A 21,138-nucleotide genomic window follows, 5' to 3' on the forward strand; every position below is an offset into this window, starting at 1 on the left:
CTCGGGCGCAATCCGCTCAGGCGATCATACTGAGCGGGTTGTCGGCCGTGAAGACGGCGTCGCCGTTGACAAAAGTGGCCACCAGCCGCGGCAGCCTTCCCTCCTGCCAATCCACCAGCAGCAGATCGGCGCGCTGTCCGACCGCGATGCGGCCGCGATCGGTCAGGCCGACGGCATCCGCCGCATTGGTGGAGACGAGGCGCCAGGCGCTGCCGAGATCGGCGACACCCAGATTGACTAGCGTGAAGGCGGCATTCATCAGGGCCGGATAGTAGTAATCCGACGTCAGTACGCTGCAGAGCCCCTCGGCCACCGCCTCGCGACCGCCGAGGCGCGCTGCGTGGCTGCCACCGCGCACAACGTTGGGTGCGCCGAGGATCGTGATGCCGCCGGTTTCCAGCGCGGCTCGGGCCGTCTCGCGGTCGAGCGGAAACTCGCAGATGCGGCAGCCCAGATCCATATAGGCTGCGCGCATCGCCGGGTTCATGTCGTCATGGGACGCCATGGGCAGGGAGCGGGCCCGTGCTGCCGCCGCCAGCCGCCGTACCGCAGCGGGTACCTCGGCCGCGCGCGCCTTGGTCTGCTGCAGCATGTTTGAGATCTCGTCGCCGCTCAGTCCGGTGCGGGCGGCATAGGCAGCTAGTTTCTGCCGGTCGTTGATCTTGGCGGCGATATCGTCGGTATGGTCGTTGAAGGCCAGCAAATCGACCAGGCCGGCCTCGATCCAGCCGATCACCTCATCCACGGCGTCCAGATTGAAGGTCTCGAAGCGCAGATGCAGCCGGGTGTCGCAGGCCAGCCGCGGCCGCATGTCCTTGAGGCCCCCCACGAAGCGCCGGGCCGTCTCGGCGTCGCGCAGGCCCGGCTCCCAGCTATAAGTCAGGCCGTGATAGGCGGTCGTGATGCCATTCGCCAGCAACTGGCGGTCGGTTTCCAGCAGCGCGAGCTCGTCGGAAAAGCGAACGCCGGGACGCGGCATCAATTGCCGTTCGAAGGCATCGCCGTGCAGATCGATCATGCCGGGCATGATGAGGAGGTCGGTCGCCTGCCAGCGACGGCCGGTCACCATCGTGCTGCCATCAATGTCGGCAATGCGACCATCGGCAATCGCGATGTCTGCGTCGACCAAGGAGCCGTCCGCAATCAGGGCGCGGCCTCCGGCAATAACATACTGCATGCTGGGTAACCTCGATTTACTGTGCATCGCTTGGCGTGATGATCGGGACTTTCCGGTCGCCGATCCAGCAAAACGATGGGGCCCTCCCTGTCGCCGGGGCGATTTTCTCGACCGGGCGGCTGCTTGTCTACCGGGCGTCACAAGCTTGAAATATTGCGGTCAGAAATGCGTCACGGCTTGCGCCCATGCTCCCCGAGGCACCCCAACAATCGCCTTTCGAGAGGGAGACATCATGACCGCCTCAACCGGCTTTGCCATCGCCCGCCGTACCCTTCTTGCCGCGGCGGCCAGTCTGCCGCTGGTGTTTCAGGCCAATCTGGCCGCCGCCGCAGAGAAAATTCGGTTTGCCGTCACCGATATTGCCGGCTTGGAGGACCTGCAGCGGGAATATGGCGCTCTGGTCGAGGCGCTGGAGAAGGCGACCGGCTACGAAATCAAGTTCACCCCGGTCAACAGCCGTACTGCCGCGGTGGAGGCAATGCGCGCCAAGCAGGTGGATTTTGTCCTGACCGGTCCCGCGGAATATGTGGTCTTCAAGCGTCGCACGGAAGCCAATGTGGTGATCGGCTTCCAGCGGCCCGACTATTTCGCCATGATCGTGACCCTGGCGGAGAGCCCGATCGAAGGCCCGGCCGACCTCAAGGGCAAGAAGGTGGCCTTCGGCGATGTCGGCTCGACGTCCGCCCATCTTGGCCCGATGCAAGTCCTTGCCGATTTCGGCATCGACCCGATCAAGGACATCGAACCGCTGCATGTCAGTCGCAATGTCGCGGTCGAAAGCCTGATCAAGGGCGATATTGCCGCCATCGGCATGAACGCGACGCATCTGGTCAGCGTACGCAACAAGTTCCCGGATACCGCCTTCAAGGTGGTGGCGCGCGGTCGCGACCTGCCCAACGATCCGCTCCTCGCCGGCGCCCATGTCGACCAGACGGTTATCGACAAGATGCGGACGGCCTTCATCGACAATCAGCAGGTGCTGATCGAGGCCCTGCTGAAGGGCGAGGATACCCAGAAATACAAGGGGATGCACTTCCTGGCTGGCATCGACGACAAGAACTACGACTATGTCCGCCGGATGTACGCCACCATCGGCTATCCCGAGTATTCCGAATTCGTCGGTCAATAGGGAAATCCGCGATGACCGCCGTCACGCTCGCCCGGGCCACGGATGCCAAGCAGCTGCCGCAGGGCGAACCGCTCCCCCCGCCAATTCTGGCGGGGGGGAGGGCGGCGCCTGATGCCGCCCTGGTCGAACTGGACGTGACGGGCCTTTGCAAGGCCTATCACGGCGGGCCGGCGGTACTGGACGGCGTGTCGCTGCAGGTTCCGCGCGGTCAGTCGGTCGCACTTATCGGCAGCAACGGAGCCGGAAAATCCACCCTCCTGCGCTGTTGCCTGCGCCTGATCGAACCCAGCGGCGGCGAGGTAACGCTGCTGGGCGAGAAGGTCCGGGCGCTTGATAAGGCTCGCTTGCGTCGTCTGCGTGCCGAGATCGGCTTCGTCTTCCAGAGGCACAACCTGGTGGGCCAGTTGTCGGTCCTCAGCAACGTGATTCACGGCGCCCAATCGCGCCAGGCCGGCCCCGGCGCCTGGTTCCATTTCCTGGCCTCGCGCGCGGCGCGGGAGGAGGCGATGCATTGCCTGGAGCGGGTCGGACTGGCCGAGTTTGCGCTGCGCCGGGCCGACCAGTTGTCCGGCGGGCAGTCGCAGCGTGTCGCAATCGCCCGAACGCTGATGCAAAGGCCGCGCATGATGTTTGCGGACGAGCCCGTCGCCAGCCTAGATCCCAATGCCGGCGAGGAGGTGATGAACCTGTTTGCCGAACTGATCCGGGAGAAGGGCCTTACCCTGGTCTTCACATCGCACCACATCAATCATGCCCTGCGCTATGCCGACCGCGTTGTCGCGCTGCGCAACGGCCGCATCGAACTCGACGTCGCCACGGCCGGAGTTGATGCCGCGGCCCTCAGGGGAATCTATGACTGAAACCGCCTTTTCCGGTGCCTCCGCCGGTCTGCCGACGCGACCGGCGCCGGCGCGCTTCCGCCGCCCCGGCAACGGGATGTCGCTGCTCTATCTGGGTGCCGCCGCCTTCTTCGTCTATTCGCTCCATGGCAGCGAAATCTCGGTCGAATCCCTTGTCAACGGCCTGCCGAACATGGCGCGCCTGATCGGCGAAATGTTCCCGCCCAGTATCGCGCGCCTGCAATCAGTGGGCAGTGCCATGCTGCAGACCTTCCAGATGGCCTTCGCGGGCACGGTCATCGGTGTCCTGCTGAGTGTGCCGCTCGCCATCTGCGCTGCACGCAGTCTCTCGCCGCATCCGGTACTCTATCACATCTCGCGCGCACTGATTGCATTGTTCCGCACCGTTCCCGACCTCGTCTGGGCGCTGTTCTTCGTGGTTACCGTCGGCCTCGGGCCGTTTGCCGGCATGCTGACCCTGGTCGTCGATGCCATCGGCTTCTGCGGCCGCTTCTTCGCGGAGGCGATGGAAGAAACCGACAAGGGCCCGCAGGAGGCGCTGACCGCCCTTGGTGCGCGGCGATCTGGGGTTGTCTTCTCGGCCGTCCTGCCGGCTGCGATGCCCTCGATGATCAATTCCTCGCTCTTCACCCTGGAGAAGGCGACGCGGGCCTCCGTAGTGCTGGGGCTGGTCGGCGCCGGCGGCATTGGCATCGAACTCAAGGTGGCGATGGACCTTTTTCAGTATGACCAGGCTGCTACCATCATACTGGGCGTGTTTCTTCTGGTCCTTGTGGTCGAGCGGCTGAGCTCGATGCTGCGCCAGCGCATCCTGAGGCAATCGGTATGAGTGCCGCATCGCATCCTCTGGCGTCGGCGGTTGGCGCCTGGGACCGGCGCTGGTCGCTGGCCGAGGGCCGCGAAGGCTGGCTGGAGCCGGAACGGACGGTGGTCGAGACCGTGGCTGCCCGCCGGGACCTGGGTCAAGTTGTGGCCCTCGACATCGGCTGCGGGGTCGGCCGCCATGCACTGGCGCTGGCACAGCTGGGCTGCCGGGTAACGGCGATCGACGGCAGTGCCGCCGGTCTCGATTTCGCCCGCAATGCCTCTGCCACTGCCGGCCTCGACATCGACTTCCGCGAAGGCTCCATGCTGGAGTTGCCGGTAGCCGATGGCACCCAGGATTACGTTCTCGCCTGGAACGTCATCTATCATGGCGATGCCGACGTGGTGCAGCACTGCATTGCCGAGATCCGGCGGGTTCTGAAACCGGGGGGCATCTACCAGGGCACTATGCTGTCGAAACGCAACCAGCGTTTCGGGCGCGGGCAGGAGGTGGCGCACGATACCTTCGTCATTCCGGAGGAGAGCGATAAGGCGCACCCGCACTACTACTGCAATGCGGCCGAACTGGTGGCGCTGTTCGACGGTTTCGAATTGCTTTCGCTGGTCGACCAAGAGCACGGCCAGCCCGGCAACTGGCATTGGCATCTCGTTGCGACCAGGCTATGAACGCTTTGCTACGGTTCGACCAGGATCTGCACCCAGTCACTGCAAAAACGCGAGATGCTGAACTCGATGCGGGCGCCTTGGGCGTCGACATTGATGCCCTCGGTCACCAGCATGGGCCGGTTTCGCGGCATCTCAAGCTGGCGGGCATCCTCCGCGGTCGGCATGCGGGCCAGGATCCTTGTCTGGGCGCGGGTGAACTCTTCCACCCCCATCTTCTTCAGGGCGGTGCTGATCGACCGAGTCTCCGCGACCAGCACCGCCATGCCGTCAAAGCGCGGCTTCGGGAAGTAGTGAGCCGAGACGCTGATGCGACGTCCATCTGCTTCTCCGGTGGTCAGCAGATAGACGACCGGGGCACCCCGTCGCAGCCTGAGCGCCCGCGCCACCTCGGTGCTGGCCGGCATGTCGCTTGCCGCCAGCAGGGTGCGGTTGGGCGCGCGGTGCTGCTGTGCCAGGTTCTCGGAGAAGCGGGTGCGGCGCGCGACCTTGTAGTCGATCACCGCCTCCTGCACGAATGTCCCGCGACCCTGTTCGGTGCGCAACAGGCCGCGCTCTTCGAGGCGCGAGAGCGCACGCCGCACCGTGTGGCGGTTCACCTGGAAGCGACGAGCGAACTCGGCCTCGGTCGGCAGGCGCTTGCCCGGCTGGTAGAGCTTGCCGCGAATTTCGCTCTCGATGATCTGCTGGATTTGCCGCCAGACGGTGAGGCCGGCTTCACGCGTGATCTCCATGACCGCACCTCCGTCTTCGCGCCCGGCGCCCGCTGTCACGCAAGTGTCAACACTAGCGCTTTGACTTCCTAGGCAGCCGGATTGTAACTTTATAGATATAGATGTCTAGACAAATTCTCATGTTGTCGAGTGACGTTTCGGCGATGCCCGGCAACAGGGTGAGATCCGCCAGGATGAGGTTTGTTGGATGAAGCAGATTACCGAACCGCCGGAACATGCGCCGCGCCGCCGCTGGCTTGGTGTGCTTGCGCGCGCATCCCGTGCCGAGCTCGAGGCGGCGAAGGGCCTCATCGAGCAGCGCCTCGGCCCGGTCGACATGCCCCGTTTCCTGCGCCGGCCCGAGATCGGCATGGCGATGGTGCGCGGTCGTGCCGGCGGTGACGGTGCAGCCTTCAATCTGGGCGAGATGACGGTGACCCGATGCACGCTGCAATTTTCGGATGGTCGCCTTGGCTGTGCTTACCTTGCCGGTCGCCGGCTGGAAGAATCCGTCCTGGTGGCCCTGATCGACGGCCTGCTGCAGGACAGGCGTCATGGGGCGGCCCTGGCTGACGATGTGATCGAGCCGTTGGCCGAGGCCCTGGCAGCACGCCGGAACCAGCGCCTCGCCAAGTCGCAGCCGACCAAGGTCGAGTTCTTCACCATGGTGCGCGGGGATGGCCGCCCATGACCCAACCCGACGGCATGATCCTCGGCGGTCTCGGCGATCCAGTGCACGACTCGCAACGCTGCTTCCGCGGAATCCTGGACGCCATGTCGCGTCCCGCCCGGCCGGTGACATTGGCGTCCCCGCCGGATGCGCCGCCAGGTGTCGCGCCAGCAACCATGGCGGTTCTGCACTGCCTGCTGGACCAGGATACGCCGCTCTGGCTCGATCCGGGATTGCAGGCGCGCGCTGCCCGGCACATCTCCTTCCACACCCAGGCGCCCCTGGTGGCGGAAATGTCCGCCGCCTCGTTCATTCTGGTGGGCGATGGCTTGCAGTTGCCGGACCTCTCGTGCCTGCCGCTGGGCGATCCGGCATATCCGGAGCGCGGCGCCACACTGCTGGTACAGGTCGGGGACTTGGCCAGCGGCGGCGCCCTTCGCTTCCGCGGCCCGGGCATCGACGGGACCGCGGATCTGCAGATTGACGGGCTGGCGCCAGAGTTCTGGCCGGCATTCGCCGTGAACACGGAACTCTTTCCCCTTGGTTTTGACACCATCCTGTTTGCCGGCACGCGGATCGTCGGCTTGCCGCGCACAACGCTGCTGGAAGAGGCTTAATCATGTATGTCGCAGTCAAGGGAGGCGAGAAGGCGATCGCCGGCGCCCACCGGCTCCTCGCCGAGGAACGGCGCGGCGACCCCGCGGTTCCGGAGATCTCGCTCGACCAGATCGAACAGCAGCTGTCATTCGCGGTCGACCGCGTCATGAGCGAAGGCAGCCTATATGACCCCGAACTGGCGGCACTTGCCATCAAGCAGGCGCGGGGCGACCTGGTCGAGGCCGTCTTCCTGCTGCGCGCCTATCGCACGACTTTGCCGCGCTTTGCCGACTCACTTCCCATCGATACCGCCGACATGGCCGTACGGCGGCGCGTATCGGCCATCTTCAAGGATCTTCCGGGCGGGCAAATGCTGGGGCCAACCTTCGACTATACCCTGCGCCTGCTCGACTTCTCGCTGATGGCCGAGGGGAAGCCAGCGGATATTGAAGTACCCATGTCGGCATCTGATCCCATGCCGGCAGACGCGCCGGCGCAGATGCCGCGGGTGACCGATCTCCTGGTCGCCGACGGCATCCTCGCAGCTGAAACGGATGATGGCGAGCGACCGGCTGACATCACCCGCATCCCGCTTTCCTTTCCCGCCGACCGCGCAACGCGGTTGCAGGCGCTTGCTCGTGGCGACGAGGGTTTCCTCCTCGGCCTCGGTTATTCCACCCAGCGCGGCTATGGCCGCAGCCATCCCTTCGCCGGCGAGATTCGCATGGGCGACGTGGCGGTCGAGCTCCAGCCGGAGGAACTGCCCTTCCCGATCGAAATCGGTGACATCGAGCTGACCGAATGCCAGATGGTCAACCAGTACAAGGGCGATGCCGAGAATCCGCCGCAATTCACCCGCGGCTATGGCCTCGCCTTCGGGCAGGGCGAGCGCAAGGCGATGGCCATGGCTCTGGTCGATCGCGCGCTCCGGGCCGAGGAACTGGGCGAGGTAGCGACAAGCCCGGCACAGGATGCGGAATTCGTCCTTTCCCATTGCGACAATCTGGAAGCATCCGGCTTCGTACAGCATCTCAAGCTGCCGCATTATGTCGATTTCCAGGCCGAGCTTTCGACACTTCGGGCCCTGCGTGCGGCCCATGCGAAACGGGCGGAGGCGGCCGAATGACCACACCGGATTCCCGTGGCGGCAGCTATAACTTCGCCTATCTTGACGAGCAGTCCAAGCGCATGATCCGCCGCGCCATCCTGAAGGCCGTCGCCTTACCCGGCTACCAGGTGCCGTTCGGCGGCCGCGAGATGCCGATGCCACATGGCTGGGGCACCGGTGGCATCCAGGTAACTGCCAGCATCATCGGCCGCGACGACGTACTGAAGGTGATCGACCAGGGTGCCGACGACACCACCAATGCCGTCTCGATCCGCAATTTTTTCTTGCGCACGACGGGCGTCGCGACGACAGAACGAACAGCCGACGCCAGCATCATCCAGACCCGACATCGCATGCCCGAGCGCAAGCTGCAGGAAGGGCAGATCATGGTCTTCCAGGTGCCAATCCCGGAACCTTTGCGCTGGCTGGAGCCGCGCGAAAGCGAAACCCGCACCATGCATGCCCTGGCAGAATACGGCATCATGCATGTGCGTCTCTACGAGGATATCGCGCGGCTCGGCCGCATCGCCACGGCCTATGACTATCCGGTGCAGGTCAATGGCCGCTACCTGATGCGTCCGTCGCCGATTCCGAAATTCGACAATCCGAAACTGGACCGCAATCCGGCCCTGCTGCTGTTCGGGGCCGGGCGCGAGAAGCGCATCTATGCCGTGCCGCCATATACCGACGTGAAAAGTCTCGATTTCGAGGATCATCCGTTCGAGGTGCAGAGCTGGGACCATACCTGTGCGCTTTGCGGCGCCGACGATTCCTTCCTCGACGAGATTGTCACGGACGACAAAGGCGGTCGCATGTTTGTCTGTTCCGATACCGATTACTGCGCGGAACGGCGAACTGCCGATGGCGCAAATGCCGAGGCCGCCGAATGAGCGCGGATCTGCCCCTGCTGAGGGTCAGCCAGGTCAGCCATTTCTACGGCGATCGTGCGGGCTGTCGCGATGTCTCGTTCGATCTCTGGCCGGGCGAAATCATCGGCATTGTCGGCGAATCCGGCTCAGGGAAGACGACGCTGCTCAATTGCCTGTCCGCCCGCCTGCAGCCATCCCACGGCAGGGTGATCTACCGCGATCGCAGCGAGGTGATGCGCGACATCTATGCCCTCGGCGAGGCGGAGCGCCGCTTCCTGACGCGCACCGATTGGGGTTTCGTGCACCAGAATCCGCGCGACGGCCTGCGCCTCGGCGTCACGGCCGGCGCCAATATCGGCGAACGACTGATGGCGGTCGGGACCAGGCATTACGGCAATATCCGCGACACCGCACGGGACTGGCTGGGCAGGGTCGAGATCGACGCAGCGCGGATCGATGATCTGCCGCCGGCCTTCTCCGGCGGCATGCAGCAGCGCCTGCAGATCGCGCGCAATCTGGTGACGGCGCCACGCCTGGTCTTCATGGACGAGCCCACGGGCGGGCTCGACGTCTCGGTCCAGGCGCGCCTCCTCGACCTGCTGCGCGACCTTGTCACCAGGCTCAAGCTGTCGGTCGTTCTGGTGACCCACGACCTCGCCGTCGTGCGGCTGCTGGCGCATCGCCTGATGGTGATGCAGCGGGGCCGCGTGGTGGAGGAGGGGCTGACCGACCAGGTGCTGGACGACCCGCATCATCCCTATACCCAATTGCTCGTTTCATCGGTTCTCCAGGCATGAGCGAGACGATGCAGAACCCCGCCATTGCCGTCACCGGCATCAGCAAGACGTTCCGCCTCCATACCCAGGGCGGCACCGAGATCGCGGTCTTCCGCAATCTCAGCCTTGGCGTCGATTTCGGCACCAGCCTTGCTCTGCACGGACCCTCCGGCAGCGGCAAGTCGACCCTGCTGCGCACCCTCTACGGCAATTACCGGGTCGATGCCGGCAGCATCTGCATCCGCCACGACGCCGGATATCTCGATCTGGCACGGGCGGCACCCCGCCAGATCCTTGCGGCACGGTGCCGGTCGATCGGTTATGTCAGCCAGTTCCTGCGGGTGATCCCGCGGGTCGCCACCCTCGACATCGTTGCCGACCCGCTGCGCCAGCGCGGCGTCGACGCTGCGGACGCAAGGGCCCGCGCCGGCGCGATGCTGGAGCGGCTCAACGTGCCGGCGCGGCTCTGGCCGCTGGCACCGGCGACCTTTTCCGGCGGCGAGCAACAGCGGATCAACATCGCCAGGGGATTTGTCGCCGACTTCCCGATCCTGCTGCTCGACGAACCCACGGCCTCGCTCGATGCCGCGAACAGGGACGTGGTGGTGGACATGATCAGCGAAGCACGCGCCAAGGGCTGCGCCATTGTCGGTATCTTCCACGATGCCGATGTGCGGGCGGCGGCCTGCGACCGGGTATTCGAATTGGCGCCGTTCCGGGACGCGGCATGACCGCGCGTTACGCCATCTATTACTATCCGCGCGTTACCGATCCCCTGCAGGTGGTCGGCAATCGCTGGCTGGGCCGCGATCCTGAGTCCGGGGTTGAACTGCCGCCACCGGAGGAACCGGTGCCGGATTGGCGCATACTGACAGCGACGCCGAGACACTATGGGCTACATGCCACCCTGAAACCGCCCTTCCGCTTGAGACCAGGGGCTGTTGAGGCCGATCTGCGCGACGCCCTTGGCGCCTTTGCCGCGCGCGCGCGGGCTGGCCGCATCGACGGGCTCCAGCTCGGCGAGATCGGTGGTTTTCTGGCGCTGCTTCCGGCCAGCCTGTCCGCCGGCGTGCAGACTCTGGCGGCACAATGTGTACGTCATTTCGACCGCTTTCGCGCCCCGCCTACAAGCGAAGAGACGGCGAAGCGCCTGGCACGTCCGTTGACGCCTCGCCAGCAGGTCCTGACCGCCGAATGGGGTTATCCCTATGTCCTCGACGAATACCGGTTTCACATTACGCTGACCGAACCGATCGAGGATCCGGTTCAGCGCGAGCGCGTGCGACGGGTACTGGTCGAACATTTTCAGCCCGTGCTCGCGCAGCCGGTGGAGATCGCCGATCTCTGCCTCTTCGCCCAGGTCGACAGGCAGGCGGCCTTTGGCCTGGTCGAGCGTTTCCGGCTGCAGCCATGATGGCCTCTGACGGCCAAGGCGGTCGGCTGGTCTATGTCATGGGACCGTCCGGTGCCGGCAAGGACAGCATCCTCCACTATGCCGCCCTGAGGCTGGCCGCTGATGTGCGCTTTTCCTTTCCACGGCGCTGGATCACGCGACCCGCGGATTCCGGCGGCGAGAACCACATCTCCCTTTCTGTCGCGGCGTTCGCGGCGCGCGCCGCTGCCGGCGATTTCGCCCTCGCCTGGGAGGCCAATGGTCACCACTATGGAATCGACACTGGTATCGATGCCGCGCTGGAGGCCGGTCGCCATGTCGTCGTCAACGGCTCGCGCGGCTACCTGCCGCTGGCGCGGCGGCGCTATCCGGACCTGTTGCCGGTTGCCATAGCGGTCAGCGCCGACACTCTCGATGCCCGGCTGCGCGCCCGCGGACGCGAAACGGTTGACCAAATTGCGGCCAGACTTGCACGGGCCACGGCGCTTGATGGCGCCGAGCCGGGGATATGCAGAATTTCGAATGATGGCGGACTCGCGGAAGCCGGGGAGGCATTTTTGGCTCTGCTCCGCCGCCTGCCGGGCAAAACGGCAGCAGTTTCCAGCCCCGGCTGAAGGCATGGCGGTGTCGGTCCCGCCCGGCGCAGGTCCGTCAGGCGAAAAATTCCGGTTCTCAGGGCGCCGGTAATCGATTATGTGCCATCTGGATATCAGCGCGCGCAGCCGCGCAATGTTCCAACCCTGGCGGACGACGTGACCTTTTTCAGCAGCCGCGTTTTGTGTGGCTTCCATCGCGCGCTGGCCTCGGCCAGCAACGGGTATGCGCGTGCCGGACGGCACCTTGCCCGGCAGATCGACTGGGACCTGTCGCATGACGGCGCGCCTACCGTGCTCAGCCTGACCCGCGCCCTGTTCGCCAAGGATCTGGCCGAACTCAAGCAACGCACGTCGATCAACTGGCCGACCATTCATGTGAAGGCGGTGAAGGCGCCACAGGAAGATTGGGTGCCGGTGGAATTGCGCCGGCAGTCCTTCTTCAATCACGACCTCAGGACTTCGGCGCGCCATCTGCGCGAGCCACTCGGCATCTTCGGTCGCGCGTTCCTGACGGCAGCGCGGCAGCGGCATCGGATCGACGCCGTCATGGCGGCCAATACCGATTACTGGCAGGACGAGGCACTGCGTATCGCCTGTGCCGATCTCGGTATCCCGTTCATCGTACTCTCGCGCGAGAGTTACGGAATCGGGCGTGGCCGGCGCTACGTTGCCGAGAATTACGGCAAGGGCAACTTCCATTTCGACGGTATCGCCTGCGCCGTCGCGTCGCGGACCTGCGAGGAATTCATGGCATCATTGCCGGCCATGCGCGACAGCCTTGTGCGCGCGACCGGCTGGCCCCGCTACGATCCGTGGCGCGAACTCAACGCGGCACCGCTCCAGCAGCGGCGAACGGTCACGCTGATGGCCTATGGCGATCCGCGCCAGCTGCAATATGCCGCCGGCAATTTCCGCGACGTACTCGGGATCTTCGTCGAAAGCGCGCGCCGTCAGGCGAACCGCCCGGAGGCGGATCGCCTGCGTCATGTGATCAAGATCAAGAAGTCGAATGAAGACGGTTACATCCGCGACCTGGTGCCCGACCTCGACGCCGCTGACGTGCTGGTCACCGCCGACATGCCGCTGCCGCAGCTCATTTCCCAGTCGCGTGCCGTCATCGGCTACAATACCCTTGCCGTGCTCGAGGCCCTGCTCGGCGATTGTGCCGTGATCGTGCCGTTCTGGGGGGATGCCGACCGTGCGCCGACGGATACCCTGCTGCACCCCGACAAGGCGGCGGATTCCGCCGTCTGCTATTTTCCACGCTCGGTCGCCGACTATGCCGCGCTGAGTGCGGCGATCGAGGCCGGCACGCTTCCGGCACTGGGGACACGGGCGGCGCGTCTCGGCCGGTTTAGCCAGCATTCCGAGATGAGCCCGGATCTCACCGCCTCGGCGCGGGTCGAGCAATTCGTGCGCGACGTCATTGCGCTGGCCGCAACGGGCAAGCCGGGGCGCGCTTGACGATCCAGCAACGATGCCGCTAGATCGACCGGGACGTTCCGGGCAAGGCGTTCGAAAAATTCATACGGAGTGGCAATGAGGGCGAGGCCAGGCGCGTGTTGAGGTTGGGGATCTTGGGCCTCAGTCCGGGTAACGGCCATCCTTATTCCTGGGCGGCGATCTGCAACGGTTATGACGCCGTCGCGATGAAACATTGCCCGTTTCCGGCGATCCCTGCCTATCTTGCCGAACGGCGCTTTCCGGATGACCGCATTCCCGACGTGGAGGTGACGCATATCTGGACGCAGGACAATTCGGCCTCGCGCGGGATTGCCGCAGCCAGTCTCATTCCTCATGTTGTCGCGGACCCTGCCGAGATGATCGGTGCCGTCGATGCGATCCTGCTGGCCCGAGACGATGCGCCAAACCACTATCAGCTGGCGGCGCCGTTCCTCGAGGCCGGACTCCCGGTCTATATCGACAAGCCCCTGGCACTGACCCGGACGGCGGCCCACCGCCTGCTCGATCTCGAGAAATATCCGGGGCAGATATTCACCGGCACGCCGCTCACCTATTGCGCCGAGTTCCAGCTTGATCAGCGGAGACGCGAGCAGATCGGCGAGATCGGCCATATTTCGGCTGTGACGCCGAAATACTGGGGAACCTATGCGGTCCATGTGATCGAGCCGGCTTTGGCTCTCCTTGGCACCTTCGAGGCTCCGGTCCAACACAAGCTGGCCGTGGCTGGCAGCCGCCACATGCTGAGCGTTGCCTGGGCATCCGGCCAATCAGCCCAGTTCCTGGCGACTGGCTCGCTTGCTGCACCGCTCGCCCTTCACGTCTTCGGCGCGAGGGGTCATGCGGTTCTCGAATTTCGCGATTCCTTCTCCGCCTTCAAGACGGCGATCATGCGCTTTCTGGAGGGCATACGCAGTCGCCGGCGGATGTTCGATCGCGACCTTTGCCTCGCCGGGGCGCGGCTCATTGAATTGGGCAACGCCAAGGATTGATGGCGATCACCACCGGCTGTTTCCGGTGTGGTGCGGATTGCCGATCAATTGATTCGTGGTTGGGTCCGGCCTCAGACGGCAACTGCGGCGCCGGCAGCGCTTGCCTGCTGTTCCAGCTGGTTCAGCAACTCTGGCGGCAGGCGCAGCTTGGCAGCGAGGGCGGACATATAGGCCTTCTCGCGCACGTCGTCGGGGTCGATGGCAAGGCGCGAGGCCAGCCAGATCTCGGCGGCCTGTTCCGGCCCGCTCGGCAGGGCAGCGATGGCGTCAAGATTGGTGGGCCGGCCGAGCTCGTCGAAGATGAAGGCCTTGGCGTCGCCGTCAAGCTGCAATTCCTCGATACGCGCGAAAAGCTGGCTCTGTTCGCGGGCGTCAATATGGCCATCGGCCTTGGCTGCCGCGATCATTGCCCGCACTAGGGCAAGGGCAAAGGGCTTGCCGTCGGCCGCCATACCGACGCCGGGATCGAACGGCGTGTCGTCGGGCTGCGGCAGGGCAAGCGGTGCGCCGGCAAGCGGCGCCGGCGCGGTCGTGGATTGCGGCGCATAGCCGACATTGGGCACGCTGCCCTGGCGCTGCGCGGGCTGCTGATAGCCGCTTTGCTGCTGCTTCGCCTGGTAGTTCTGCCAAGCCTTGTAGGCAAGGCCGCCCAGCACGGCGGCACCGCCATAGCCCAGCAGCTTGCCGCCGACCTTCTTCGCCTTTTTCGACCCCAGCAGCAGGCCGACCAGGCCGCCGGTGGCGGCGCCGGCGGCAAAGGTGCCGGCCTTGCCGAAACCCTGGCCACCACCCTGGGCATTGCCCGATCCCGCGCCTTGGCCACCGCCAAGGAAGTCTTCGAGCATGCGCTTGGGATCGAACATCCGGAATCTCCATTAAATCGGGCGGGATCGCTCAAGAGATAGGGGAAGCCGGCCCAGGTTCAAGCCCAAGGCGGAAATCCGGGTCAGCAGGTTGTCAGTTTCCGGCTTTGCCAAAGCGACGCCTTTGACGCATCCTGGCGGTTCATTTCATCCGACCAATCCAGATCCGGCCAATTCCCGAGTCCAGCACCATGACCGATCCTGTTGCCCAGCCGGTGCCAGCCGGCTATCTCGGCGACTTTTCCGTTCCAGCCTTCGCCGCCGGCTGGCTTGCCGCCTTCGTCGGTTTTGCCAGCTCCTTCGCCGTCATCATCCAGGGGCTGACGGCTATGGGGGCGAGCCAGGCCGAGGCGGCATCCGGCCTGATGGCGCTTTCCATCGCCATGGGGCTTTGCGCCATCATCCTCAGCCTGCGCACGCGCCAGCCGATCAGCATCGCCTGGTCGACGCCGGGTGCGGCCCTGCTGGCCGCGACCGCGATGCCGGCGGGCGGCTTTCCGGTGGCGGTCGGCGCCTTTCTGGTCAGCAGCACCCTCATCGTCGTGGCCGGTTTCTGGAAGCCGCTCGGTCGCGCTGTTGCCGCCATTCCGGCGCCGCTCGCCAATGCCATGCTGGCTGGCGTGCTGCTGGGCCTCTGTCTGGCGCCGGTCAAGGCGGTGGCGGAGGCACCGGCCCAGGGCCTCCTAATCATTGCCACCTGGGCGCTGGTGGCGCGCTTCCGCCGGTTGCTTGCGGTGCCGGCGGCCGTTGTCGTCACCATCGCCATCATCGCGCTAACGGTCGATGTCGGCAGCATCGCGCCAGGTGCGCTGTGGCCGAACCCGATTCTGGTCATGCCGGACTTCACCATCGCCGGTCTTGTCGGAATCGCGCTGCCGCTCTTCATCGTCACCATGGCGTCGCAGAACATCCCCGGCATCGCTGTCCTCAACGTCAACAATTATCGCCCGGCGCCAGGTCCGCTCTTCAGCGCGACCGGGCTGTTCAGCCTGCTGTCGGCCCCCTTCGGCGGCCATGCGGTCAACCTCGCCGCCATTACCGCGGCACTCTGCGCCGGCGCCGACGCCCATCCCGACCCCGCGCGCCGCTACTGGGCGGCGGTCGTGGCCGGCATCTTCTATGTTCTTTTTGGTCTGGCCGCCGGCGCCGCCACCGCCTTCATCAGCGCTGCGCCGCCGATCCTCATCCAGGCGGTGGCCGGATTGGCGCTCCTCGGGGCACTGGGCGGCGCGCTGATGGGAGCGATGGCCGGGGCCGAGGACCGCGAGGCGGCCATCGTCACCTTTGTCGTGACGGCGTCCGGCCTCAGCTTCTTCGGCGTCAGCGGCGCTTTCTGGGGACTCGTCGCCGGCGGCGCCATTTATGGGCTCTCCCGCTGGCGCAGGAACGGCGCCTGAGCAGGCTAGGTCCGGCTAGGTCCGGCGCGGCCGCAGATAGGCGATCCAGTAGACCAGTGCCACGAGGCAGGCGCCACCGGCGAGATTGCCAGCGATGACCGGTACCTGGCCGGCTAGCAGAAAGAGCGGATTGCCGATCCGGCCGGCATCGAGCAGCCAGCCGATGCCAAGGAAATAGAAATTCGCGATCGAATGCTCGAACCCGGCTGCGACAAAGGCAGTCACCGGCGGCACCACGACAAGGATCCGGTCCGTAACGCTGCGTGCAGCAAGCGCGCCCCAAACGGCTAGGCAGACCAGCACGTTGCACATCACGCCGCGCCAGAAGGCTTCCATGGCGCCGAGACCGGCCTTGTGCTCGGCAATGGCGAGGGCGGTCGCGGCAGCCGCACCATGATGCAAGTCGAGATGACCGGAAAGGAATACCAGCAGCGCCGTGCCGACGCCGCCCACGAAATTGCCGGCGAGCACGATCGCCCAGACGCGCAGCAAGGCCGCGGCGCCAAGGCGGCGTGATGCCCAGGCGATGGTCATCAGTACGTCGCCGGTGAACAACTCGGCGCCGCAGATCACCACCAGGATCAGGCCCAGGGAAAAGGTGGCGCCGATGGCAAGCCGCGCCAGTCCGAACGGCAGCGCATCGCCGATTCCGATTGCGGTCAGGGTCGACAGCATGGCGCCGAGCGCGATGAAGGCGCCGGCAAGGACGGCCAGCGTGAACAGCGTCAATGCATCACGGCCGGCCTTGGCGATGCCGACATCCTCCGCCTTGCGGGCAATTTCCTCCGGCAACAATGCATCCAGACCCGTCATATTCCCTGCCTCTCCTGTTCCAATTGCCACCTAGGGTGCCTAGCGGGCGCAGATTCTGCTGCATTGCAGCGTCGGTTGCCGGTTCCGCCCGGCACCATTTCGTGCTTTGCTGGCCCCGTCAGCCGATTTCTCGCCATCCATAGCATCGACCGGGTGCGGAGACCAATTCATGCAGGCCCCTTCCATGCCGGCCCGCGCCAATCTTGCCGCCAGTTGGGTTCTGTTTTATGGCGCCATTCTGGCCGCCTGGAGCGGGCTCGTCCTGATGGCTGCAGAGGTGGTGCCGACGCCTGGGCTGGCGATCGACGGCGGGATAATCGGCGCGGATGCTGCCGCCTTCCTCGCTCGCTGCCTCGAATCGGTTGCTGCCTTCGAACTCCCGCACCTCTTCGGCATGTGGGGCCTGATGACGCTCGCCATGATGCTGCCGACGGCGCTACCGGCCATGCAGCGCCTTGCCGACATGCTGATTGGTCGAGCCGGGGCGCAGCAAATCTTCCTTTCTTTCGGCGTGGGCTATCTCGTCATCTGGTCCGGCTTTTCGTTTGTCGCCGCCGGGGCGCAATGGCTGCTGGCACGGGCCGAACTGATTGACGCGGCCGGCCGTGTCCACAGCACCTTTTTCGCCGCAATCCTTTTCGGTTTTGCCGGCGGCTATCAGTTCACGCGCCTGAAGCATGCCTGTCTCACGCGGTGCCGCCATCCCATGACGTTCTTCCTGGCGCATTGGCAGCCGGGTCAGACCGGCGCCTTGCGCATGGGATTGCGGCATGGCCTCGACTGCCTCGGCTGCTGTTGGCCGCTGATGCTGCTGGCCTTTGTCGGCGGCACCATGAACCTGGCCTGGATGGGCCTTGCCATGGTGTTGATGCTGGTGGAAAAGCTTGCGGGTGCCGGGCGCTATGTCACGGTTCCCTTGGGTATCCTGCTGATTCTCGCCGCCGGATTTTCATTGGGCGAGTCGTTGCAGGCGTTGTGAGTCTGCGTGAACGGGGAAGTGCATGGAAAAGTGGTCGATCAAGGGTGAACTGATCCTCAATTGCAGCTGCACCGTCTTTTGTCCCTGCGTCGTATCGCTCGGCAAGCATCCACCGACCGAGGGGCGCTGCCAGGGCTGGGCCGGGGTGCGGATCGATCAGGGCCAGAGCGGCGAGACCGATCTCTCCGGTCTCAATGTCGCCCTGCTGCTCGACATCCCCGGCAACATGGCGCGCGGCAATTGGGCCGCCGCCGCCTATATCGACGAGCGCGCCAGCGACGACGCCTATGACAAGCTGGTGCGCATCTTCAGCGGCGAGGCGCGGGGCACGACCGGCCTGTTCTCGATCCTGGTCAGCCAGTTCCTGGGCGCCGAGCGGGCGCCGGTCAGCTTCGAGCGCGAGGGCGGCAAGCGGCGCCTGGTGGTACCGAAGCGGATCATCGGCGAGGTCGAACCGATCGGCGGCAAGGAACCCGGCAAGGAAGTCGTCATCACCAACACGGAATACTGGATCGCGCCGGATGTGGTCGTCGCCAAGGCCAACCAGGGACGGGTGCGCGCCTTCGGCCGGGTCTGGGATTTCGACGGGCGCAGCGCCGAGATCTGCGAGATCGACTGGCGCGGGCCGTGAGGGGCAGGGCGCGATGCAGGATCCCGTCGACTTCCCGCGCAATGCGGCCAACTTCGTCCCGCTCTCGCCGCTGTCCTTCCTGACCCGCGCGGCCGAGGTTTTTCCCGGCCGGGTCGCGGTAATCTACGGGAAGCGGCGCCATTCCTGGCTCGCAATCCGCAACCGCGCGGCAGCACTGGCGTCCGCGCTGAGGCGGGCTGGTATCCGCCAGGGCGACGTGGTTGCGATGATGGCCGCCAACACGCCGGAACTGTTCGAGGCGCATTTCGGCGTGCCGCTGTCCGGCGCCGTCCTCAACACACTCAACACGCGGCTCGACGCCGAGACCATCGCCTATATCCTGGATCACGGCGGTGCCCGGCTGCTCTTCACCGACAGCGAATTCGCCCCCGTAATGAAGAAGGCCCTCGGCATGATGCAGGGGCCCCGGCCGCGCATCATCGACATCGTCGATCCATTGGCACGCGGCGGTCAGGAGGCGGCCGATCGTCTGGGCGACCTCACCTATGACGATTTCCTGGCAACCGGCGATGCGGAAGATCCCTGGGAAGGCCCGGCGGACGAGTGGCAGTCGCTCTCGCTCAATTACACTTCTGGCACCAGCGGCCGGCCGAAAGGCGTCCTCTATCACCATCGCGGCGCCTATCTCATGAGCCTCGGTACGGTGGTCGGCTGGGGCCTGCCGCTGCATCCCCGCTATCTCTACACCGTACCGATGTTCCATTGTAACGGCTGGGGCCATGCCTGGACCCTGGCGCTGGTGGCTGGTACCGCCGTGCTGCAGCGCTATGTCGCCGCGAAATCCATCTTCGCCGCGATCGAGGAGCACCGGATCACGCATCTGGGGGGCGCGCCCGTGGTGCTCGGCATGCTGGCCAACGCGCCGGACGAGGAACGGCGGCCCCTGGCGCATGGCGTCAAGGTGATGACGGCGGGTGCCCCGCCACCCAGCGCGATCCTGGCCCGCATGGCCGAGCTTGGCTTCGAAGTGATGCAGGTCTACGGCCTGACCGAGACCTTCGGCCATGTGGTGCATTGCGCCTGGCACGAGGAATGGAACGGCCTGCCCTTCGCCGACCAGGCCGAGATAAAGGCCCGCCAGGGAGTGCGCTTTCCGATCACCGAGGAAATCCGCGTCGTCGATCCGGAGACCGGCGCAGAACTGCCCTCTGACGGCCGGTCGATGGGCGAGGTGGTGATCCGCGGCAATACCGTGATGAAGGGCTATCACCGTGACCCGGCGGCCACGGAAAAGTCCTTCTTCGGCGGCTACTTCCATTCCGGGGATCTCGCCGTGCGCCATTCCGACGGTTACATCGAAGTGAAGGACCGCCTGAAGGATGTCATCATCTCGGGCGGCGAAAACGTCTCTTCGATCGAGATCGAGAGCCGGCTCTACAAGCACCCCGCCGTGGCGGTCGCCGCCGTTGTCGCCAAGCCGGATCCGAAATGGGGCGAAGTGCCCTGCGCCTTCGTCGAGTTGAAGCCGGGACAGGCGGCGAGCGAGGCTGATCTCATCGCCTTCTGCCGGGAATCACTGGCCGGCTTCAAAACGCCCAAGCGCATCGTCTTCGGTGATGTGCCGAAGACATCGACCGGCAAGATCCAGAAATTCGAACTGCGGGATCGGGCGAAGACGCTGTGAGGCGTCGATCAGTCGACGTAATCCGGCTGCTTCTGGTCCAGTATGGCGCGGATTTCCTTGAAGTGGGCGTCGATCATGTCGGAGGGATATTCCTCCCACTGACGCGCCGTCTTCTCGGCCACTTCGTGGCTGGCAATACTGAGTTCGCGGCCGGTCATGTAGGCGGTGATCAGCGTTTCCGCCGCCCGCTCGAAGTAATAGAGGGTGTCGAAGGCCTCGGCCACCGTCGCGCCGACCGTCAGCACGCCGTGATTGCCCATCACCATCACCTTCTTGCCGTCGGTGAGCGAATGCGACAGGCGTTCGCCTTCTTCGCCCAATCCCATGCCGTCGAAGCCGAGGTCGAAGGCGATGCGGTTGTAGAAGCGCATGGTGTTCTGGTCGATCGGCGGCATGCTGGGGTCCTTCAGCGTGGCGAGGACCAGGGCATATTTGGAATGGACATGCAGCACGCAGCGCGCTGCGGGTACGTTGCGGTGGATGGCGCCATGGATGTACCAGGCGGTCGGGTCGGGCGCGTTCGGCTGGTCCATCGTGGTCGGGTCATTGGCATCCAGCAGCAACAGGTCGCTAGCCCGGATGCGCGAGAAATGCTTGCCGCAGGGATTGACCAGGAACTGGCTCCCGTCATCGGAAACCGCAAGGCTGAAGTGATTGGCAACCGCCTCGTGCATGTTTAGTTCAGCCGTCCAGCGGAAGGCGGCGGCCAGGTCGCAGCGCGCCTCATAATGGGAGTTGTCAAGGCGGCCCCGGGCTGAATCCAGTGTGCTGGCCGGGATGCGGGCGATGGACGAAGTCATTTCTGTCTCCTGGGCGGGCTGGGCATCATCTCTGCAAGTATGCGACAGGGCCCCGCCGCCGGTCAATTCGACGGCTGGCTCGCCATGTCGCCGGGAAATCCGGTCATGACAAATACGTATCGCCGGCCGGGCGGCTGCCGGGCTAGATTCCCGAAAACCGAAATGGGCCTTTCTTGGCAGG

Annotated in this window: 23 protein-coding genes; 18 read left to right on the forward strand and 5 right to left on the reverse strand. The window is 65.3% G+C overall.

Annotated elements, in window-relative coordinates:
* Window positions 1-16 precede the first annotated feature (16 nt).
* Complete coding sequence (locus A8950_RS03335; RefSeq protein ID WP_133612183.1) at window positions 17-1,204, reverse strand: alpha-D-ribose 1-methylphosphonate 5-triphosphate diphosphatase; 1,188 nt, start codon at window positions 1,202-1,204, stop codon at window positions 17-19.
* Window positions 1,205-1,409: 205 nt separating this feature from the next.
* On the opposite strand from A8950_RS03335, the gene phnD reads away from it, so the two are divergent.
* From phnD to A8950_RS03355, 4 genes are read left to right on the forward strand one after another with little or no spacing between them, the layout of a single operon-like run.
* Complete coding sequence (gene phnD / locus A8950_RS03340; RefSeq protein ID WP_133612184.1) at window positions 1,410-2,306, forward strand: phosphate/phosphite/phosphonate ABC transporter substrate-binding protein; 897 nt, start codon at window positions 1,410-1,412, stop codon at window positions 2,304-2,306.
* 11 nt (window positions 2,307-2,317) lie between these two features.
* Entirely contained in the window at window positions 2,318-3,166 is an 849-nt protein-coding gene (locus A8950_RS03345; RefSeq protein WP_133612185.1) for a phosphonate ABC transporter ATP-binding protein, read from the forward strand.
* On the forward strand, window positions 3,159-3,995 hold the full coding sequence (gene phnE / locus A8950_RS03350; RefSeq protein ID WP_208109724.1) for a phosphonate ABC transporter, permease protein PhnE: 837 nt from the start codon (window positions 3,159-3,161) through the stop codon (window positions 3,993-3,995). The genes A8950_RS03345 and phnE overlap by 8 nt, the downstream gene beginning before the upstream one ends.
* Entirely contained in the window at window positions 3,992-4,657 is a 666-nt protein-coding gene (locus A8950_RS03355; protein ID WP_133612186.1) for a class I SAM-dependent methyltransferase, read from the forward strand. The genes phnE and A8950_RS03355 overlap by 4 nt, the downstream gene beginning before the upstream one ends.
* 8 nt (window positions 4,658-4,665) lie before the next feature.
* Here A8950_RS03355 and phnF read toward each other — a convergent pair whose 3' ends face one another.
* Entirely contained in the window at window positions 4,666-5,388 is a 723-nt protein-coding gene (gene phnF, locus A8950_RS03360; protein WP_133612187.1) for a phosphonate metabolism transcriptional regulator PhnF, read from the reverse strand.
* Between the two features lie 187 nt (window positions 5,389-5,575).
* On the opposite strand from phnF, the gene phnG reads away from it, so the two are divergent.
* The 10 genes from phnG to A8950_RS03410 all read left to right on the forward strand — a co-directional run bounded on the left by phnG (window position 5,576) and on the right by A8950_RS03410 (window position 13,829).
* Window positions 5,576-6,058, forward strand: coding sequence for a phosphonate C-P lyase system protein PhnG (gene phnG / locus A8950_RS03365; RefSeq protein WP_133612188.1), 483 nt, complete (start codon window positions 5,576-5,578; stop codon window positions 6,056-6,058).
* Entirely contained in the window at window positions 6,055-6,654 is a 600-nt protein-coding gene (gene phnH / locus A8950_RS03370; protein ID WP_133612189.1) for a phosphonate C-P lyase system protein PhnH, read from the forward strand. The genes phnG and phnH overlap by 4 nt, the downstream gene beginning before the upstream one ends.
* Before the next feature lie 2 nt (window positions 6,655-6,656).
* Window positions 6,657-7,760 carry a carbon-phosphorus lyase complex subunit PhnI gene (locus A8950_RS03375; RefSeq protein WP_133612190.1) on the forward strand — a complete coding sequence of 368 codons (1,104 nt, stop codon included), beginning with the start codon at window positions 6,657-6,659 and terminating at the stop codon, window positions 7,758-7,760.
* Window positions 7,757-8,632 carry an alpha-D-ribose 1-methylphosphonate 5-phosphate C-P-lyase PhnJ gene (locus A8950_RS03380; protein WP_133612191.1) on the forward strand — a complete coding sequence of 292 codons (876 nt, stop codon included), beginning with the start codon at window positions 7,757-7,759 and terminating at the stop codon, window positions 8,630-8,632. Before A8950_RS03375 ends, A8950_RS03380 begins: the two co-directional genes overlap by 4 nt.
* Complete coding sequence (gene phnK / locus A8950_RS03385) at window positions 8,629-9,408, forward strand: phosphonate C-P lyase system protein PhnK (RefSeq protein WP_133612192.1); 780 nt, start codon at window positions 8,629-8,631, stop codon at window positions 9,406-9,408. The genes A8950_RS03380 and phnK overlap by 4 nt, the downstream gene beginning before the upstream one ends.
* On the forward strand, window positions 9,405-10,118 hold the full coding sequence (gene phnL / locus A8950_RS03390) for a phosphonate C-P lyase system protein PhnL (protein WP_243735515.1): 714 nt from the start codon (window positions 9,405-9,407) through the stop codon (window positions 10,116-10,118). Before phnK ends, phnL begins: the two co-directional genes overlap by 4 nt.
* On the forward strand, window positions 10,115-10,801 hold the full coding sequence (locus A8950_RS03395; protein ID WP_133612193.1) for a DUF1045 domain-containing protein: 687 nt from the start codon (window positions 10,115-10,117) through the stop codon (window positions 10,799-10,801). The genes phnL and A8950_RS03395 overlap by 4 nt, the downstream gene beginning before the upstream one ends.
* Window positions 10,798-11,394, forward strand: coding sequence for a phosphonate metabolism protein/1,5-bisphosphokinase (PRPP-forming) PhnN (gene phnN, locus A8950_RS03400; RefSeq protein ID WP_243735516.1), 597 nt, complete (start codon window positions 10,798-10,800; stop codon window positions 11,392-11,394). Before A8950_RS03395 ends, phnN begins: the two co-directional genes overlap by 4 nt.
* Before the next feature lie 138 nt (window positions 11,395-11,532).
* Window positions 11,533-12,840, forward strand: coding sequence for a hypothetical protein (locus tag A8950_RS03405; RefSeq protein WP_133612194.1), 1,308 nt, complete (start codon window positions 11,533-11,535; stop codon window positions 12,838-12,840).
* Window positions 12,841-12,953: 113 nt separating this feature from the next.
* Window positions 12,954-13,829, forward strand: a complete 876-nt coding sequence (locus A8950_RS03410) for a Gfo/Idh/MocA family oxidoreductase (RefSeq protein ID WP_133612195.1) — start codon at window positions 12,954-12,956, stop codon at window positions 13,827-13,829.
* A gap of 71 nt (window positions 13,830-13,900) precedes the next feature.
* Here A8950_RS03410 and A8950_RS03415 read toward each other — a convergent pair whose 3' ends face one another.
* Complete coding sequence (locus A8950_RS03415) at window positions 13,901-14,692, reverse strand: tellurite resistance TerB family protein (protein ID WP_133612196.1); 792 nt, start codon at window positions 14,690-14,692, stop codon at window positions 13,901-13,903.
* 191 nt (window positions 14,693-14,883) lie between these two features.
* On the opposite strand from A8950_RS03415, the gene A8950_RS03420 reads away from it, so the two are divergent.
* Complete coding sequence (locus A8950_RS03420; protein WP_133612197.1) at window positions 14,884-16,089, forward strand: benzoate/H(+) symporter BenE family transporter; 1,206 nt, start codon at window positions 14,884-14,886, stop codon at window positions 16,087-16,089.
* Window positions 16,090-16,104: 15 nt separating this feature from the next.
* On the opposite strand, the gene A8950_RS03425 is transcribed toward A8950_RS03420, so the two are convergent.
* A complete protein-coding gene (locus tag A8950_RS03425; RefSeq protein ID WP_133612198.1) occupies window positions 16,105-16,902 on the reverse strand; it encodes a formate/nitrite transporter family protein in 798 nt (265 codons plus the stop codon).
* A gap of 169 nt (window positions 16,903-17,071) precedes the next feature.
* On the opposite strand from A8950_RS03425, the gene A8950_RS03430 reads away from it, so the two are divergent.
* The 3 genes from A8950_RS03430 to A8950_RS03440 are packed head-to-tail and all read left to right on the forward strand — an operon-like array spanning window position 17,072 to window position 20,157.
* Complete coding sequence (locus tag A8950_RS03430; RefSeq protein ID WP_208109725.1) at window positions 17,072-17,881, forward strand: DUF2182 domain-containing protein; 810 nt, start codon at window positions 17,072-17,074, stop codon at window positions 17,879-17,881.
* Window positions 17,882-17,903: 22 nt separating this feature from the next.
* Window positions 17,904-18,512 carry a DUF1326 domain-containing protein gene (locus A8950_RS03435; protein WP_133612199.1) on the forward strand — a complete coding sequence of 203 codons (609 nt, stop codon included), beginning with the start codon at window positions 17,904-17,906 and terminating at the stop codon, window positions 18,510-18,512.
* Window positions 18,513-18,525: 13 nt separating this feature from the next.
* Window positions 18,526-20,157, forward strand: a complete 1,632-nt coding sequence (locus A8950_RS03440; protein ID WP_133612200.1) for an AMP-binding protein — start codon at window positions 18,526-18,528, stop codon at window positions 20,155-20,157.
* Window positions 20,158-20,165: 8 nt separating this feature from the next.
* Here the strand turns inward: A8950_RS03440 and A8950_RS03445 are convergent, their stop codons facing one another.
* Window positions 20,166-20,957, reverse strand: coding sequence for a class II aldolase and adducin N-terminal domain-containing protein (locus tag A8950_RS03445; RefSeq protein WP_133612201.1), 792 nt, complete (start codon window positions 20,955-20,957; stop codon window positions 20,166-20,168).
* Window positions 20,958-21,138: the final 181 nt, after the last annotated feature.

This window comes from Dongia mobilis (assembly GCF_004363235.1).
GTDB lineage: Bacteria > Pseudomonadota > Alphaproteobacteria > Dongiales > Dongiaceae > Dongia > Dongia mobilis.